The organism is Actimicrobium sp. CCI2.3 (assembly GCF_035019065.1).
Taxonomy (GTDB): Bacteria; Pseudomonadota; Gammaproteobacteria; order Burkholderiales; family Burkholderiaceae_D; genus Actimicrobium.
In genome coordinates, this window is record NZ_JASJWR010000030.1 from 1 (window position 1) to 17,163 (window position 17,163).

The window sequence follows — 17,163 nt, forward strand, 5'->3', positions numbered from 1 at the left end:
CTGTCGCCCTCCGTCTTTGAACGGAAAATGGCAGAAATACTTCCATTGGGGTGTCCGAAATAACTTGACCACTACAGCGGCCATGTCTCCGATCACTTTTCAAATCCGGCACCCTGACAATGCACTCGTTGCCGCGAACGGACCAGTCACCGTGGATGCCATTGGTGGAAACCTCGTCAGTGATGTGTCGGCCTATACGGTCTACCTGAACAATGTCTTGATCGCTCCTGGCTCTCTGGTAGCAACACCAACTTCCCTCCGCATCTCCGCGCCGTTGACAGACGGCGTCAATATGCTCTTGATCTTTGCACCTGACGAGGACGGAAATGTCATTGAAGCCCAACTGCCGTTTGGTGCGGGAGTATCGGATGTGACAGGAAGAGTAGTCGACAAGGCCGGCAATCCCGTTGCCGGCGCAAAGGTCGTTGCCGCACTCGGTGACGATGCGAAGCTGGCTGCAGAAACCACGACCGATACGGGTGGCAACTATAAATTGGGCAACTTCCCGACGCGCACTGTCCTCATTTCGGTGATTGGCCCATCCGGTCTTCCGGGCACGACCTCCGGCGTACCCGGCACAACTTTTCCCACCACGGCGCTGGTTGAACTGGATACGCCGGTCGCTACGTTAAATAACGATTTCAGTCAGGGCATCCTGGGCTGGAAAAATCCGGGCAATGCCAAACTCACGCTCATCCCGCACACGGAAACAGTCGGCCCGACCACTCCCCAATCCACGACGGCCGCCTTGCTGCATCTCATCCACCAGTGGCTTCCGTTTCCTGCGGCATATGCCCAGGAAGTCATTAAAAAAGACCTGCAAATTTCAACCAATGGAAAGGGCCCGAAGACGGTGTCCTATACCTTCACTCCGACCAGCACCACCTCCTCGATAAAACTCCGTTACCGGTTCCAGACGAGCGAATTTCCAACCTTTTACAACACCAGATATAACGACGCGTTTGACGTCAGGATACGCAGTGAAGAGGGCCCGAGCGCAGCGGCCTCTGGCACCATGAATGGCCTCGGTGCGTCAGCATTTGATGCTGGTGGCTCAACTGCGTGGAAAGAATTATTTTTAACGCTACCGCCCAAAACAGACGGGCCAGCAAAACCCGTGCAAATCGACATTACGGTAGCCAATGTTGGTGATGGTGTTGTGGACTCGTCCGTCATTCTGGATGCGGTCGGTGTCAGTAAAGTGGACGTAACCAGTGCAGCACTTTTTGATATCGATGACACCGCCTTGACGCACTTCAGCGCGGCACCCCACCCCTTCTTTAATGGCAATACGCATGTCCATGCGACTTTTTCGTTAAATGGTCCTGAAGAAGACAAGGTGACCTCGTTGGCGCTGCAGGTATTTCAAGGCGGTGTGCTGAAGGCGAGCGGCGAACTGGTTGACACTCTGAAGCCCAGCATTTACGTGCCTTTTGGCAGCAAAGGGTCGATTGTTTTTCCCAACAAAGCGTTGGCGTTTGAAATTCCCTCATCCGCACTTCGAGCCATCAACACGGTAGCGGATGACAACCTCACCTTGAAGCTGGAAGTAAAAACTGAAAAAGGTGAGACCGCCGTCAAGGAAATAGGGAGTTATCCATTGCTTGCGCTCTGGACAGGAACGGCCCGCTATGGCGAACGAAATAGCTTGGAAGGCGGCGACGGCTGGGCTCGGCCAAGTAGCCTCACTATTTTTTCCAGGATATCCGCGACATACGGCGATTTCAGCAATATGCATGGCGGGGCCATGGCACCGCATGCCTCGCACCGCACCGGGCAGGATGCCGATGGCTGGTTTCCGGGATACAACGCGAGAGATGCAGCGACGGCGGCAAAAATGGTGGACATCCTCAACACGCCAGGTGTACGGCTCAATGCCAAGATTGCATATGTAACCTACACGGCAAAAGCGGGCAATGCGTTCTATGACGCGATCAAAGGCGTGACGCTTGCGGATGGACGGCCAGCAGCCAGCGTCATACGGCCGTTCGCCGGGCACACGACCCACTTTCATGTCAACACCAGCAATCCGGTAAAACTCGGCACCTTGTCGCAAGGCTCTGATGACGCCCCTTTCCGATAACTTTTTTCTACTGCGCCATTTTTAGGCTCGACACGGTACAGAGGGAGGCCTCGTCCTGCCCTCTTTCCCAGCACAATCCGCCCGACTGCAGCGCAGGATGGGGCGTGCCTTCATGGTCGATGCGTGCCGATACCGTACGCCAGCCACGCACGCCTTGCCGGTCCAGCTCCATGCGCAGCAACCAGCCGGTCGTATTGTCAGGATCGGTGAAACCATCGAACACGAAATTGCCCAGGCTGTAGATGATCGGTTTGCCCTGGTACTGTTCGACATCCTGGATCACATGCGGATGACCGCCCACGACGGCGTCGGCCCCGGCGGCGATCATCAATCGCGCCAGTTGCCGCTGGCGCTTGCCGGCAAGGGGTTCATGCTCCCAGCCCCAATGCATCACCGGTATCACCAGGTCGGCACGATACCGGCTGCGCGCCAGGCCGATATCGAGGCGGATCTGCTCGTCTTCGCTCCAGGCGATACCCGGCTTATCGGTATCGGCCTCGAAGCTACGTGGGAAAAATTCGTTATAACCGAGCAGGGCAACCCGCAAGCCATTGCGTTCGATGATCAACGGCCTATGCGCCTGCGCGAGGTCGCGCCCGCCGCCAAAATACGCGATGCCCTGGTTCTCCAGCAGACCGAGCATTTGCGCAAAAGCCACCGGCCCGAAATCGCCGGAATGGTTATTGGCAAGTGCCACGGCATCGAAGTGACGCTTGAGGACCGGCAGCGTGCGTGGATGGGCGCGAAAGGTGTACGGCTTGTCGGCTTGCGCCGTGCCTTTGGTGGCGACCACGCACTCGAGGTTGCCGATACGGATATCGGCTGAGTCCAGAATTGATGCGAACGGCGCGAAGGGATCACGACCGCTTTTAATGACCTTGCCAGGCGTTTCATCAAGCATGATGTCGCCGACAAAAGCGATCGACACCGACGGCTCGGCGGCCGATACCGGCGTCAACCGGAGCAGTCCGGCCAGCAGCGCCATCAGAACACAGGACTTCATGATGCCACCTCCAGCAGCGTGCATTGGTACTGCAATTCACGCTCCAGGTCGGGCGCATAGACAAAATGGATGCCCGTCAAGGACGCAGGCGACGCGGAGGGCGAGGGATACGTCGCCTGATGCAGCAGCACAGATTGGTTCCGGGCCTGACCGTAGGTGTACAGCTTGATGTAATCGACCTGCCGTTCATTGCCGATCATCACAGCCTTGAAGCGGAACCGTCCATTGATGTCGATGCCTCTGACACGATACGGATCGTCGGTCGGCGTCACGTCCAGCATACGTGTGACACCACCCTGTTCGAGTTCGCAACGCAAGACCGGAGATGCCAGCAGCGTGACCGGGATCAGTGCAGCAACCAGGCAAGTTGCCAACCATGCGTGCCGTACTTGGTGTTTGAAATCCGGGCAGTACCGATCACTCAGCCAATCCATGGTGTCCTCATTTTCTGGACGTCGTGCTTTTCGCATCGAGCGTCCGTTAAGCAGTCTTCAACGCAGTCGTCAAAGCAGCGGGCAAAGTATCCGGCAATATTGCGCTTATAACAATATCTGTCGACACCCATCACGCAACGCACTTTTCTGTTTGAACTACGTCAACGCCAACAAGCTGCCTTTGGCATTTTTTCAAGCTTTCACGCATGCTTCGGGTATAACTGGACGATACAGAATCAGATAGGAACGCATGCCTCTCGATTACCCTACCCTTGATTTGCTCCGACTGTCCCACCCCGCTTGGCGCTTGCTGCGATCAGATCACGCATCACTGATCGCCAGCTTCCTGGAGCGCGCTTTCATCACGCCGAACCTGCGCGTGATCGCCCAATCCGATCTGGCCGAAGCGCTCGACGATGAATTGTTCGGCTTGCGCGAGCGCTACGGTGCCGACACCTACCCGAAACCCGCGCTCGACTATCTCAATGACTGGGCCAATACCGACAAGGGCTGGCTGCGCAAGTTTTACCAGCAAGGCTCTGACGAGCCGCATTTCGACCTGACACCATCGACCGAAAAAGCCATCGCCTGGCTAGGCACGCTGGCTGAGCGCAGTTTCGTCGGTACCGAATCACGCTTGCTGACGCTGTTCGATCTGCTCAAGCAAATCAGCAGCGGCAGTGACGACAATCCAGCCACCCGACTGGCCCAATTGCACCAGCAGCGCGATGCCATCGATGCCGACATCGCGCGCGTCCTGGCCGGCGATGTTGCTGTCCTCGACGACACGGGACTGAAAGATCGTTTCCAGCAATTCACGGCACTGGCGCGCGAACTGCTGACCGACTTTCGCGAAGTCGAACATAACTTTCGCGGACTCGACCGACGTGTGCGCGAACGCATCGCCCTGTGGGATGGGGCCAAAGGGGAATTGCTGGAACAGATCATGGGCGAACGCGATGCGATTGCCGATTCGGACCAGGGCAAGAGCTTTCGCGCGTTCTGGGATTTCCTGATGTCGAGCAGCCGACAGGAAGAATTATCGACGCTGCTCGACCGCGTGCTAGGGCTGGCACCCGTGGCCGAGCTCAAACCCGATGCGCGGATCCGGCGCGTACACTATGACTGGCTAGAAGCCGGTGAGCACACGCAGCGCACGGTGGCACACCTGTCGCAACAATTACGGCGCTTCCTCGATGATCAGGCCTGGCTGGAAAACCGCCGCATCATGGATATCCTGCGCGGCATCGAAGTACGTGCACTAGCCGTACGCCCCATGCCACCACCGGGTGTCGTCATGCAAATCGACGACACCGCAGCCGATCTCGACTTGCCGATGGAGCGGCCACTCTTCACACCGTCCATCAAGCCGCGCATCACCGATATCGCGCTGGAGTCCGGGGCCGACGACACGTCCGCAGCGACCCTGCAGACACTGTATGACCAGGTCGTGATCGACAAGCCGCAACTGGTCCGGCAGGTTCGACATGCGTTGCAAGACCGAGCCCAAGTGACGCTGCGCGAAGTCTGCGCACTGCATCCGTTGCAACATGGACTGGCCGAACTGGTGGCCTACCTGCAACTGGCCAGCGACACCTTCACCAGCATCGTCGACGAAGATGCCAGCGAGCCGATCATCTGGAGCCGCACCGGCGACGATGGCCAACTACTCCACAAGCAGGCGATCCTGCCGCGCGTGATTTTTTTGAGGTAACAATGACTGACGAAACCCAACGGGACGCACCACATGGCCCCGACAGCGCCGACTTGTCTGCGCTGGTGATCGTTTTGCTCAAGGGCGTGCTGTACCGGGATGGCGATGCCGGCCTCTGGAACGGCTTGCTCAACTTGCAGGCACGCGTGCGCGACTATGTCCTGGTGCTGGGTCTTGAGCTGGTGCTCGACGAAGCTGAAGGCTATGCGTTTCTGCGTTCGCGGTCGATGACCGAGGACGATGATGCCGCGAAGCTGCCGCGACTGGTGGCGCGCCGGCCGCTGTCGTTTCCGGTCAGCCTGCTGCTGGCGCTGTTGCGCAAGAAAATGGCCGAGTTCGATGCCAGTGGCGGCGACTCCCGACTGATTCTGGAGCGCGACGCGATCGTCGACCTGATCCGCCTTTTTCTGCCGGAGAGCAGCAACGAAGTCCGCCTGATCGATCAGGTCGACACCCACATCAACAAAGTCGTCGAGCTCGGTTTTCTGCGCAAACTCAAGGTCGGCCCGCCCGCCTTTGAAGTGCGACGCATCCTGAAAGCCTTCGTCGATGCGCAATGGCTAGCCGAATTCGACACGCGGCTGGCGGCCTACCAGAGCACGCTCAACGGAGTCACAACGCATGAATAAACCCGGCGAACAACAGACCTTCGGCATGGACTTTATCGCCGATGACACCCTCTCCGGCTTCCGGTTGCAGCACCTCGAAGTTTTCAACTGGGGCACCTTCGATGGCCGGGTCTGGTCGCTCGATCCCGACGGCAAGAATGCCTTATTGACTGGCGATATCGGCTCCGGCAAATCGACGCTCGTGGATGCGGTGACGACACTGCTGGTGCCAGCCCACAAGATTGCCTACAACAAGGCCGCCGGAGCCGACAGCAAGGAGCGCACGCTGCGCTCGTACGTGCTGGGGCATTACAAGTCCGAGCGCAACGACGGCAGCGGCAGCGCCAAGCCGGTTGCGCTGCGCGACCACAACAACTATTCGGTGATCCTTGGCGTATTCCATAACGCCGGCTACGACCAGACCATCACGCTGGCGCAAGTGTTCTGGATGAAGGACGCGCAAGGCCAGCCGGCACGCTTTTTTGTCGGTGCCGAAAAGGCCATGACGATCGCCACCGACTTCGCCCAGTTCGGTGCCGACATCGGTGCGCTGCGCAAGAAATTGCGTGCTGCCGGAGCAGATGTTTTTGACACCTTCCCGCCGTATGCGGCGTGGTTCCGGCGTCGCTTCGGCATTGAAAACGACCAGGCACTGGAACTGTTCCATCAAACCGTCTCGATGAAATCCGTCGGCAACCTGACTGACTTCGTGCGCAATCACATGCTCGAACCGTTCGATGTCGCGCCGCGCATTGCCGCCCTGATTGGCCATTTTGATGACTTGCACCGCGCTCATGAAGCGGTACTGAAAGCCAAGCAGCAAGTCGCGTTACTGACACCGCTGGTCGCCGATTGCGTGCGCCATGGTGAACTCATCGCCACGTCCGATGACTTGCGCGCTTGCCGCGATGCATTGCGCAGTTACTTCGCCAGCCTCAAGAGCGATCTTCTCGACAAGCGCCTCGCCAACCTGGTCGAAGAATGGACCCGACAGGATCATCAAGTACGCCGCCTGACCCAATTGCTGGCAGAACGTCGCAGCGAAGAAAGCGACCTGCGCCGCAGCATCGCCGACAACGGCGGCGACCGGCTGGAACGACTGGCCAGCGAGATCACACGCAAGAGCGGCGAGCGCGATGTGCGCGAACGCAAGTCACGCCGGTATGCCGAGCTCGCACGTGCGGTCGGTGAAACCCCGTGCGACGAGGAAGCCGCTTTTCTGGCACAGCAACAGCGCCTGTCGGAACTGGTCGAATCGGCCCGCACGCAAGATGCCAGCATGGAAAATCGACTGACCGAACACGGTGTCAGCCTGCGTCAGGGCAAACTGGAACATGACGCGCTGAGCACCGAGATCACCAGCCTGAAAGCGCGTCGCAGCAATATTCCGGTCGAGCAAATCATGATGCGCGCTGCGCTGTGTACCGCGCTGAAACTCTCCGAAGACGACATGCCGTTTGCCGGCGAACTGCTGCAAGTGCGCGACGACGAACGTGCCTGGGAGGGTGCCGCGGAACGGCTGTTGCGTGGCTTTGGCCTGTCGTTGCTGGTGCCCGAGGCACACTACGCGCGCGTTACCGAATGGGTCGAAAAGACCCACCTGCGTGGGCGACTGGTGTACTTCCACGTCCGCCCATCATCACGCAAGGAGTCGGCCAGCCTGCATCCCGATTCGCTGGTACGCAAGATGGCCATCAAGCCTGACTCGTTATTTTATGACTGGCTGGAGCGCGAACTGGCTCAGCGCTTTGACGTGCCCTGCTGCACGACGCCAGAACAGTTTCGACGCGAAGCCCGCGCCATCACGCAAGGCGGCCAGATCAAGACCGGCGGCGGTCGCCACGAAAAAGACGACCGGCACCGCATTGATGACCGCAGTCGCTTTGTGCTCGGCTGGACCAATGCCGCGAAGATCGCAGCACTCGAAGCACAGGCGCGCACGCTGGAAGAAAAGCTGGCCGATCTCGGCAGCCTGATCTCACGCATCCAGGCGCTGCGCAAGACGCTGACCGAACGCCTGACGGCGCTGTCGCAACTGCACGAATACACCGACTTCGATGAGCTCGACTGGCCAGCGCTGGCACGCGAGATCGCGCAATTGCACGCCGAAAAGGAGGCGCTGGAATCGGCGTCGGATGTGCTGAAAAAACTGGCAGAGCGCTTGCAGGAAGTCAGCGCGTCCCTGGCCGAATCCGAGCGCGAACTGGAAACGCACAAGGACAAGCGTTCGAAGATTGACCAGAAAAAACAGGATGCCGAACTGGCTCAGGCAAGTGTCATCCATATCCGCGATGATGCCGCGTTCACGACCCACTCCCAGCGCTTCGTCCGGCTCGACACGCTGCGCAGCGAGGCGCTCGGCGAGCATCAGTTATCGGTCGACTCGTGCGACAACCGCGAGCGGGAATTGCGCGACTGGCTGCAGGGACGTATCGATGCAGAAATGCGCAAACTAGACCGGCTGCGCGACAGCATCATCAAGGCAATGAGCGCCTACAACGACGCGTTCAAGCTCGATACCGCCGAGGTCGATGCCAACATCGATGCGGCCTTTGAATACCGCACCATGCTCGACAATCTCCGGGCCGACGACTTGCCACGTTTCGAGGCGCGCTTCAAGGAGCTGCTCAACGAAAACACCATCCGCGAAATTGCCAACTTCAATTCGCAACTGGCACGCGAACGCGAAACCATCCGCGAGCGCATCAGCCGCATCAATGAATCGCTAACCCGCATCGACTACAACCCGGCGCGCTACATCGTGCTTGAAGCCCAGGTCACGCCGGATGCCGATATCCGCGACTTCCAGGGCGAGCTGCGAGCCTGCACCGAAGGCTCGCTGAGCGGCACCGACGATGCACACTATTCGGAAGCCAAGTTCTTGCAGGTCAAGCAGATCATCGAACGCTTTCGAGGTCGCGACGGCTTGTCCGAACAAGACCGGCGCTGGACTGCCAAGGTCACTGACGTGCGTAACTGGTTCGTTTTTGCCGCCAGCGAACGCTGGCGCGAAGATGACACCGAGCACGAGCATTACTCGGATTCGGGCGGCAAGTCAGGCGGACAAAAAGAGAAGCTGGCCTATACCGTACTGGCTGCCAGCCTGGCCTATCAGTTCGGCCTGAAATTCGATGAAGTGCGTTCGCGCTCGTTCCGCTTCGTGGTCATCGATGAAGCGTTCGGACGCGGCTCGGATGAATCCGCACAGTACGGCTTGCGCCTGTTTGCCCAGCTCAATTTGCAACTGCTCATCGTCACGCCATTGCAAAAAATTCATATCATCGAACCGTTCGTGGCCAGCGTCGGCTTTGTCCATAACGAAGACGGTCGCGCCTCAAAGGTACGCAACTTGTCGATTGAAGAATACCGTGCCGAAAAAGCCCGGCTGGCCGGATGAAGTGGACCACTCCGTCCGACCTGATCGCGCAATTGCACAAGCTGTGGGAGCGCGGCGATCTGCTGGCCAGCACGGTGACCGGTGCGTCACTGTTTCCCCGCCGGCTGCTGCTGAAATCGCCCTCCTCGACCGAACTGAGCGGGCACTTCGATGCCGCACGAACGTGGATCGCTGCGATCAATACGCTGCCGCACTGCCGCGTCGTCCAGCGCACGTTCCGGCACCCGGTGCTCGGTACCAATAGCGTGCCGGATGCAGTCTGGATCGATCGCCTCGACGATGCCCTGCTGCTGCTGGACAAACATCGTGATGCACGTCGCTTCGGCGCGCTGCTCGACCAGACGCGTGCGCGTCAGCCCGCCGTGCTGCCGTGGCTGGCTCTCCGGCCACTGCAAGCGCTGGCACTCCACGATGAATGGCCACACCTGCTGGCTGTGGTCGACTGGATGCAGGCACATCCGCGTCCTGAGCGCTATCTGCGCCAGGTCGATATCGCCGGCATCCATAGCAAATTCATCGAAGCGCATCGCGGCGTGCTGGGTGCCTTGCTCGACCTCGCACTGCCTGCCCAAACCATTGACGCAGCCGCTACGGGCAATGCCGGTTTTGCGCGCCGGTACGGCTTTCGTGACAAGCCGTTGCGCATCCGTTTCCGCCTGATTGATCAGGCGGGACTGGACACCGACATCACACTCGATGGTGCCAGTTTTGCCCGCCTCGATCCGCCCGTCACCCGCGTTTTCATCACTGAAAACGAAATCAATTTCCTGTCCTTGCCGCTGGCTCGGGACAGCATGGTGCTCTTCGGTGCCGGTTATGGCTTCGACGTACTGCGTGAAAACAACTGGCTCACGCGTTGTCGCCTGATCTATTGGGGCGATATCGACACCCATGGCTTTGCCATTCTCGATCAGTTACGCAGCCAGTTTGCGCACGTCGAGTCGCTGATGATGGACCACGCCACATTGCTGGCCTTTGCCACGCAATGGGGAAAAGAAGACACGCCGACACGACGTGAACTGCCTCACCTGCAACTCAACGAACGGGCGTTGTACGACATGTTGTGCGACAACCGGCTGGGCCAGAACGTGCGCCTGGAGCAAGAAAGAATCGGTTTCGGCTGGGTCGAATCAGCATTGACAGCGCTCGCTGGTGACTGAAGGGTGCCTGTCCGGCACTCATGGAAAAATGCACCGATTCAATTTGCAACACCTCTCAAGCAATCTTCCCCTCAATCCTGATTACCGACTATTATTGACCAAGAGTTACAATTTAATCCATTTCTCAGACATGGAAACATGAGCGTAAACGACCTCCAACAATCCCTGAAACGCCACGTGGCACCGACTGCGGGATCGGGTCCGCGCCGGTTGCGCTTCCTTAAAAACAATAGCGCAATGATGCTGTTCTGGGCCTTTCTTTGCGCTGTCCTGATTGCCTTTCATGTCAGTGAACAGCACGCCAACGGAACGCCTGAGCTAATCACGCTATTGCCGGCGCTCATTGCATTGACGGCAGCCTGGTTGTGGTCTTCTCGCGCCTGGCATCGATACCAGAGAAATGAAGTCCGGGAATCCTACCGCATGGCGACCGAGTGCAGCATTGACGGCATATCCATCCTGATGGCAATCAATGACAAGCAAGGCAATACCGTCGATTTCCTCATCAGTGATTGCAATAGCCGGGGTGCCCTGTTCTATGGGGTCGATGCGACCACACTGATTGGCATGCACTTGTCCGAACTGATTTCGGCGACGCACTTTACCGAGATGATGGCAACGATGCGTACCGCACTCAAGCTTGGGTATGTCGAGGATGAATTGCGAGGTCACCGCGAGCATCCGCACGAACCAGAATGGATGCACCGCAAGCTCGTGCGCACCGGCACTGGCATCGCCATGACATTGCGCGACATCTCGGAAAGGAAAATACACGAGCGCGAACTCTGGCGCATGGCGAACGAAGATAGCCTGACCGAGTTACCAAATCGTAATTGGCTCACCGGCTTCTTGCCAGACGCGATCAAGCAGGCACGCCAGACGGACCGCATGGTCGCCGTCCTGTTCATTGACCTCGATGATTTCAAGGACGTCAATGACACCCTCGGCCACTCTGCCGGCGATGAACTGTTACGGATGGCGGCACAACGCCTGAAATCGTTCTTGCGTCCGGGTGACCATGTCGCCCGGCTCGGTGGCGACGAATTTACTGTCATCCTCTCGGCCATTGCCGATCGCCATGCCAGCGCACTGGTTGCACAGCGCATCATCGATGCCTTTACCACCCCTTTCGAGCTAGGCCATGGCACGGATACGGTGGGCATCTCGATCGGCATCAGCCTGTTTCCGTACGATGGCGACGCCGCTGGTGACTTGCTGAAAAATGCCGACATCGCGATGTACTGTGCAAAAACGGCTGGGAAAAATCGCTACCAGTTTTATGAGCCGCGCATGTCGGAAGCGCTGAAAGCCAGAGTCGATATCGAACGCGCCCTGCATTGTGCGATCGAGCGCAATGAATTCGTGCTCTTCTATCAGCCACGCATTAATGCCGACAATGGACAACTGGTCGGACTGGAAGCACTAGTGCGGTGGCAACATCCGGAACGGGGTATGGTGCCGCCGCTTGAGTTCATTGCCATTGCTGAAGAAACGGGCATGATCCTCGCTCTGGGGGAACTCGTTATCGAAGAAGTCTGCAGCCAGCTTGCCCGCTGGCGCGAAGCCGGCCTGGCGGTTGTTCCGGTGTCGGTTAACGTCTCGCCACGCCAGTTTGACAAGGGCAACACCAAGGCCTTGTTCGCAACGCACATGCTGCGCCACAGGATTGATGCTGGTCTGGTCGAGATCGAAATTACCGAGTCATTGATGATGGGCGAAGAGGAGGAGCTGTCGCACGAACTCCGAACGATCCGCGCGCTGGGCATCAAGTTACTGGTCGATGATTTTGGTACCGGTTACTCGTCCCTGTCGCAATTGCAACGGCTCGCCATGGATGTCCTGAAGGTCGACCGCGCGTTCACGTCAGAGCTCGGCAAAACAACGGAAGGCGAGGTATTTTTCCGGGCTATTGTTTCAATGGCGCATGCGCTGGGCATGACCGTCGTGGCCGAAGGAGTCGAAACCGTCGAGCAATTGCGCATCCTGCAATCACTCAACTGCGATGAAATCCAGGGTTATCTGATCTCGCGACCGGTCCCCGCGAGCGACATACCGACCATGCTGCAACAGCGCTACTTGCAATGCCACTCCGGTCAAATCGTCTTCCCTGCCCCCGTCAAGACAGACATTGCTTTGTGGCCAGCAACACCGTAGTCTCCGGCCAGGAGATTTCGATGACTAACTTGCAGGCCCCTTATTTCAACATTCTGACCGGAGCCGGACCAGCACTGCTGGTGCTGGCACTGACCGGTTGCGCCAGTGGCCACCGCAGTGGGGCAGCCGATGTACCCGGGCCGGTCATCGCCGGCAGCGGCGTCACCGTCTTCGCTGCCGGTGACATTGCCGATTGCCGCCAGAGCGCTGCTGCCGACACGATGGCGGCCCGAAGCGCAGAATTGATCGCCGCCGGCCTGGCCAATGATGCCAGCGCAATCGTCCTGACGCTTGGCGATAACGTCTATCAATCCGGCACCTCCGCGGAACATGCCGACTGCTATGCCCCGACTTGGGGGCGCTTCAAGCAACGTACCTTGCCCAGCCCCGGCAACCACGAGTACTACAGCGTGGGCGCGGCCGGCTACTACGATTATTTCGGCGATCTGGCTGGCCCGCAACGACGCGGCTATTACAGCACCGAGGTCGGCGACTGGCATCTGATGTCGTTGAACAGTAACCTCAAAGGCGCTGCCCAGCAGGCCCAGCTCGACTGGCTCAAGGCCGATCTGGCGGCGCATCCGTCGCTTTGCTCGCTGGCATTCTGGCATCACCCAGTGCAAAGCTCGGGTGGTCACGGTAGCAATGAGCACATGCGCGCCGTATGGCAACTCCTGGCCAGCGCCGGCACTGACCTGATCCTGTCGGCACATGACCACGACTACGAACGCTTCGCACCACAAGAACCGAATGGTGCCATGCGCCAATTTGTCGTCGGCACCGGCGGTGCCGAGCTATCGCCATTTCGCTTCTTTGTCGCAGGCAGTGAAACCGCCAACAACAATACCTTTGGCGTGCTCAAACTGATCCTGAAAAAAACCGGCTACGAATGGGACTTCGTGCCGGTCGGTGGTGGCCTGTTCCGCGATCATGGCAGTGCACGCTGCGTCGCGATGACTGGAAAATAAGAGGCCGGGACACTCTTCCCGGCCCGACTGCCGTTAGCGCAGAATCCGGTAACACGGCGAATAGGCAGCGCCCGGCAACTTCATCCGGTTCTGCTCGACAAACGATGCCAGCAGTGCGTCCATCGAAGCCATCATCACCGCGTCGCCCTGCAATTCAAACGGGCCATGTTCTTCGATTGCCTTGATCCCGTCGGCTTTGACATTGCCCGCCACGATGCCGGAAAAAGCTCGGCGCAGGTGCGCCGCCAGCAAGTGCGGCTCCTGATTTTTGTGCAGGCGCAGCCCGCGCATGTTGGCGTGGGTAGGCGCGAATGGCTGCTGAAACTCCTGGTCAATCTTGAGTAGCCAATTAAAGTAATAGGCATCGCCATGCGTCTTGCGAAATTCGCGTACCGCCTTGATGCCGCTATCCATTTGCTGCGCAACCAAAGCGGGATCGTCGACGATGATCTGGTAGCGGGCCTGTGCCGCTGCGCCTAGCGTGTCGCCAATAAAACGGTCGATCTGCTCGAAATAAGCCTGCGCACTTGCCGGACCGGTGAGGATTAACGGGAATGGAATTTCTGCATTGGCGGGATGAAGCAGGATACCCAGCAGATACAGAATTTCTTCCGCGGTACCCGGTCCACCTGGAAAAACCACGATGCCGTGACCCGCCCGCACAAACGCTTCAAGACGCTTTTCAATGTCCGGCAAAATCACCAGTTCATTGCAGATAGGATTAGGCGACTCGGCTGCGATGATGCCTGGTTCGGAAAACCCGACGTAGCGGCTGTTCTGGATACGCTGCTTGGAATGGCCGATGGTCGCGCCTTTCATCGGGCCTTTCATCGCCCCCGGGCCACAGCCGGTGCAGATATCGAGCCCACGCAAACCCAGTTCGTAACCGACGGATTTGGTGTAGTTGTATTCATTGCGCACAATCGAATGACCGCCCCAGCACACCACCAGATTCGGACTCAGCGACGGCCTCAGCACGCGGGCATTACGCAAAATATGGAACACGGCATCGGTCAAGCCTTCGGATGTCGCGAGGTCGAGCGAACCGCCGTTATAGATTGCCTCGTCGACATAGATAACATCTCGCAATACCGCGAACAGGTGCTCGCGGATACCTCGGACCATCTTGCCATCGACAAACGCACTGGCAGGCGCACCGCGCACATCGAGCTTGATACCGCGTTCGCGCAGCACGATGCCGATATCAAAATCCGGATACCGCTCCAGTAGCACCTTGCCGTCATCCATATCGCTGCCGCAATTGAGCACTGCCAGCGAGCAATTGCGAAAGAGCTGGTACATGCCGCTGCGACTGCGATCGAGCAACCTGGTGACTTCCGCTTTCGAGAGGACTTCAAGGTGACCTTCAGGGGAGATCTGGGTATCGACAGTAGGATAAATCATGGGGGTCAATTCTTGAAAAAGTGAAGGGCAATCTCAGTGTACCGAGATAGGTTATTCCTCAAAAGCAATTTTGTTTAATACCTGCGACGCAGCAACAAGACCGAATGTGGCCGTCACGACCATGGCTGATCCGAACCCTGCGCAATTGAGTCCGGTGATGCCGGCGGCACCGGCAGCACCGGCAACGCCAGCCTCGTCGTCCTCATCGGCACTTTCCGCGACAGCGGGAAAGCGCAAATGCTCGGTCGAATACACGGCATCGATGCCGAACTTGTTGCGCGTGCCGCGCGGAAAACCATGCTCGGCGCGCAGCCGTTTGCGCACCTTGGCAAGCAACGGCTCCTGCTCGGTACGACACAGGTCACATACGGCGATTTTGGTCGGATCGACCTGTCCGCCTGCGCTGCCGATCGTGATGAGTCGCAGCTTGTGCGTGCGACAGTACGCAATCAACGCGGTCTTGGCGCGTACGTTATCAATGGCATCGACGATGAAATCATAGCCACGGCTGCCGATCATCGCATCAAGGTTATCGGCGTCGATGAATTCCTCGATCTGGTTGACCTGGCAATACGGATTGATCTGGGCAATGCGCTCGGCCAGCGCCAGGACTTTGGCCTGCCCCATCGTTGCGGTCAGCGCATGGATCTGCCGGTTGACGTTGGACTCCGCCAGATTATCGAGGTCGATCATCGTGATTTGTCCGATCGCGCTGCGTGCCAGCGCTTCGACAATCCAGGAACCGACGCCGCCGACACCGATCACGCAAACATGGGCGGCGCGAAATCGGGCTAGCGCGGGAGCCCCGTACAAACGGGCAATACCGCCAAAACGTCGGTCAAAATCAATATCGTGCACAAGGGAGTCTGTCATGGTTACGTGAAGAAAAGTCATCCATCATTTTAACGGACGGCATCATTGTGTTTGCGCCTAAAATAAAGGCCACTGCATTGCACCATCTACCAAGGACATCACCATGAGCGACGCTATGAGCAACACCAGCACAATCACCGGAGCTTCCCATGTCAATCGCTGATCTGCGCAAGGATTACAGTCAGGCCAGCCTGTCGCGCAGCGATGTGCTCGATGACCCGATCCTGCAATTCGTCAAATGGTTTGACGAAGCGCTGGCCGCACAGGTGCCGGAACCCAACGCAATGAGCGTCGCTACGGTCGCTGCCGATGGCCGGCCATCCTCACGCATCGTGCTGATCAAAGGATTCGATCAGCACGGTTTTGTCTGGTTCACCAATTACGCCAGTCGCAAAGGGCAGGAATTGCAGCACAACAGCCATGCTGCGCTGCTATTCCACTGGGTCGAACTGGAACGCCAGGTGCGTATCGAAGGCCGCGTCGAACGGGTCTCGGATGCGGACAACGATACCTATTTCAACAGTCGTCCGCTGATGAGCCGGATCGGTGCGATCGCCTCTGCCCAGAGCGAACCGGTGGAAAGCCGGCAAGCACTGGAAGCACAGTTCGGTGCCGCCGAACTGGCAAGCGGCCCGGCTCCGGAGCGCCCTGCCCATTGGGGCGGCTACCGATTGGTACCCGACTATCTCGAATTCTGGCAAGGTCGGCCGTCGCGCCTGCATGACCGGATTGCTTACCAGCGGCAGCCAGAAGGCGACTGGGAGCGTGAGCGCCTGCAGCCATAAAGTGCCGTTGGTACCGCCGAGCTACTTCACGAACGTAGCTTGGCGGTGAACATCTTGCGGAATTTGGCGACTTTCGGTGCCACGACGAAAGCGCAATAACCTTGATCCGGATGCTGGACGAAATAGTTCTGGTGATACTCCTCGGCCTTGTAGTAAGTCGTTGCCGCACTGAGTTCGGTAACGATGGGTGCATCCCAGACATTCGCCATTTCGGCGATCACGTGGTGCGCCATGTCTTCCTGCTCCGGGGAGTGGAAATAAATCACCGAGCGGTACTGCGTTCCGACATCGGCACCCTGGCGGTTCAGCGTGGTGGGATCGTGAATGGTAAAAAATACTTCCAGGATCTCGCGATAGCTGACGACACTGCTGTCAAAGGTGACCTGCACGACTTCGGCATGACCAGTGGTGCCATTGCATACCGCTTCGTAACTCGGATTGACGACGCTGCCGCCGGTGTAACCGGACTCGACCGCCAGTACGCCATTGAGTTGCTGGTACACCGCTTCGGTACACCAGAAACAGCCTCCGCCTAATGTTGCCATTTCCTTAGCCATGTTCTCTCCCTCTCGTCGAAGTC

The 17,163-nt window shown here is 58.4% G+C and carries 13 protein-coding genes; 8 read left to right on the forward strand and 5 right to left on the reverse strand.

Features of this window, described 5'->3' with window-relative positions; translation table 11 throughout:
- Nucleotides 1-2,083: carboxypeptidase regulatory-like domain-containing protein (locus tag QN370_RS15940; protein WP_323581749.1), on the forward strand; the 2,083-nt coding region annotated here is incomplete at its 5' end.
- Nucleotides 2,084-2,090: 7 nt separating this feature from the next.
- Here QN370_RS15940 and QN370_RS15945 read toward each other — a convergent pair.
- Nucleotides 2,091-3,086 (reverse strand): CapA family protein, encoded by a 996-nt coding sequence (locus QN370_RS15945; protein WP_322128591.1) that lies wholly within the window; start codon nt 3,084-3,086, stop codon nt 2,091-2,093.
- Nucleotides 3,083-3,520: a hypothetical protein gene (locus QN370_RS15950; protein ID WP_322128592.1), complete on the reverse strand. Its 438-nt coding sequence runs from the start codon at nt 3,518-3,520 to the stop codon at nt 3,083-3,085. The genes QN370_RS15945 and QN370_RS15950 overlap by 4 nt, the downstream gene beginning before the upstream one ends.
- 250 nt (nt 3,521-3,770) lie before the next feature.
- On the opposite strand from QN370_RS15950, the gene QN370_RS15955 reads away from it, so the two are divergent.
- The 6 genes from QN370_RS15955 to QN370_RS15980 all read left to right on the forward strand — a co-directional run bounded on the left by QN370_RS15955 (nt 3,771) and on the right by QN370_RS15980 (nt 13,521).
- Nucleotides 3,771-5,234 carry a DUF3375 domain-containing protein gene (locus QN370_RS15955; RefSeq protein WP_322128593.1) on the forward strand — a complete coding sequence of 488 codons (1,464 nt, stop codon included), beginning with the start codon at nt 3,771-3,773 and terminating at the stop codon, nt 5,232-5,234.
- A gap of 2 nt (nt 5,235-5,236) precedes the next feature.
- Complete coding sequence (locus QN370_RS15960) at nt 5,237-5,863, forward strand: DUF4194 domain-containing protein (RefSeq protein WP_322128594.1); 627 nt, start codon at nt 5,237-5,239, stop codon at nt 5,861-5,863.
- Nucleotides 5,856-9,239, forward strand: a complete 3,384-nt coding sequence (locus tag QN370_RS15965) for an ATP-binding protein (protein ID WP_322128595.1) — start codon at nt 5,856-5,858, stop codon at nt 9,237-9,239. Before QN370_RS15960 ends, QN370_RS15965 begins: the two co-directional genes overlap by 8 nt.
- Complete coding sequence (locus QN370_RS15970; protein WP_322128596.1) at nt 9,236-10,399, forward strand: Wadjet anti-phage system protein JetD domain-containing protein; 1,164 nt, start codon at nt 9,236-9,238, stop codon at nt 10,397-10,399. The genes QN370_RS15965 and QN370_RS15970 overlap by 4 nt, the downstream gene beginning before the upstream one ends.
- A gap of 138 nt (nt 10,400-10,537) precedes the next feature.
- Nucleotides 10,538-12,553: a putative bifunctional diguanylate cyclase/phosphodiesterase gene (locus QN370_RS15975; RefSeq protein WP_322128597.1), complete on the forward strand. Its 2,016-nt coding sequence runs from the start codon at nt 10,538-10,540 to the stop codon at nt 12,551-12,553.
- Between the two features lie 20 nt (nt 12,554-12,573).
- Nucleotides 12,574-13,521: a metallophosphoesterase family protein gene (locus tag QN370_RS15980; protein WP_322128598.1), complete on the forward strand. Its 948-nt coding sequence runs from the start codon at nt 12,574-12,576 to the stop codon at nt 13,519-13,521.
- A 33-nt stretch (nt 13,522-13,554) separates the two neighbouring features.
- Here the strand turns inward: QN370_RS15980 and ppnN are convergent, their stop codons facing one another.
- Nucleotides 13,555-14,925: a nucleotide 5'-monophosphate nucleosidase PpnN gene (gene ppnN / locus QN370_RS15985; RefSeq protein WP_322128599.1), complete on the reverse strand. Its 1,371-nt coding sequence runs from the start codon at nt 14,923-14,925 to the stop codon at nt 13,555-13,557.
- Nucleotides 14,926-14,976: 51 nt separating this feature from the next.
- The gene (gene tcdA, locus QN370_RS15990; RefSeq protein WP_322128600.1) at nt 14,977-15,798 is read right to left on the reverse strand and encodes a tRNA cyclic N6-threonylcarbamoyladenosine(37) synthase TcdA; all 822 of its coding nucleotides are present in this window, start codon (nt 15,796-15,798) and stop codon (nt 14,977-14,979) included.
- A 149-nt stretch (nt 15,799-15,947) separates the two neighbouring features.
- On the opposite strand from tcdA, the gene pdxH reads away from it, so the two are divergent.
- On the forward strand, nt 15,948-16,583 hold the full coding sequence (gene pdxH, locus QN370_RS15995; RefSeq protein WP_322128601.1) for a pyridoxamine 5'-phosphate oxidase: 636 nt from the start codon (nt 15,948-15,950) through the stop codon (nt 16,581-16,583).
- Between the two features lie 26 nt (nt 16,584-16,609).
- Here pdxH and msrA read toward each other — a convergent pair whose 3' ends face one another.
- Nucleotides 16,610-17,140, reverse strand: a complete 531-nt coding sequence (msrA, locus tag QN370_RS16000) for a peptide-methionine (S)-S-oxide reductase MsrA (RefSeq protein ID WP_322128602.1) — start codon at nt 17,138-17,140, stop codon at nt 16,610-16,612.
- Nucleotides 17,141-17,163 lie beyond the last annotated feature (23 nt).

Bases quoted from the DNA above. Each gene is read 5' to 3' on its own strand.
- QN370_RS15945 (WP_322128591.1), bottom strand. From the start codon at position 3,086: ATGAAGTCCTGTGTTCTGATGGCGCTGCTGGCCGGACTGCTCCGGTTG.
- QN370_RS15955 (WP_322128593.1), top strand. From the start codon at position 3,771: ATGCCTCTCGATTACCCTACCCTTGATTTGCTCCGACTGTCCCACCCC.
- QN370_RS15965 (WP_322128595.1), top strand. From the start codon at position 5,856: ATGAATAAACCCGGCGAACAACAGACCTTCGGCATGGACTTTATCGCC.
- QN370_RS15980 (WP_322128598.1), top strand. From the start codon at position 12,574: ATGACTAACTTGCAGGCCCCTTATTTCAACATTCTGACCGGAGCCGGA.
- QN370_RS15960 (WP_322128594.1), top strand. From the start codon at position 5,237: ATGACTGACGAAACCCAACGGGACGCACCACATGGCCCCGACAGCGCC.
- msrA (WP_322128602.1), bottom strand. From the start codon at position 17,140: ATGGCTAAGGAAATGGCAACATTAGGCGGAGGCTGTTTCTGGTGTACC.
- QN370_RS15950 (WP_322128592.1), bottom strand. From the start codon at position 3,520: ATGGATTGGCTGAGTGATCGGTACTGCCCGGATTTCAAACACCAAGTA.
- QN370_RS15975 (WP_322128597.1), top strand. From the start codon at position 10,538: ATGAGCGTAAACGACCTCCAACAATCCCTGAAACGCCACGTGGCACCG.
- ppnN (WP_322128599.1), bottom strand. From the start codon at position 14,925: ATGATTTATCCTACTGTCGATACCCAGATCTCCCCTGAAGGTCACCTT.
- QN370_RS15970 (WP_322128596.1), top strand. From the start codon at position 9,236: ATGAAGTGGACCACTCCGTCCGACCTGATCGCGCAATTGCACAAGCTG.
- pdxH (WP_322128601.1), top strand. From the start codon at position 15,948: ATGTCAATCGCTGATCTGCGCAAGGATTACAGTCAGGCCAGCCTGTCG.
- tcdA (WP_322128600.1), bottom strand. From the start codon at position 15,798: ATGACAGACTCCCTTGTGCACGATATTGATTTTGACCGACGTTTTGGC.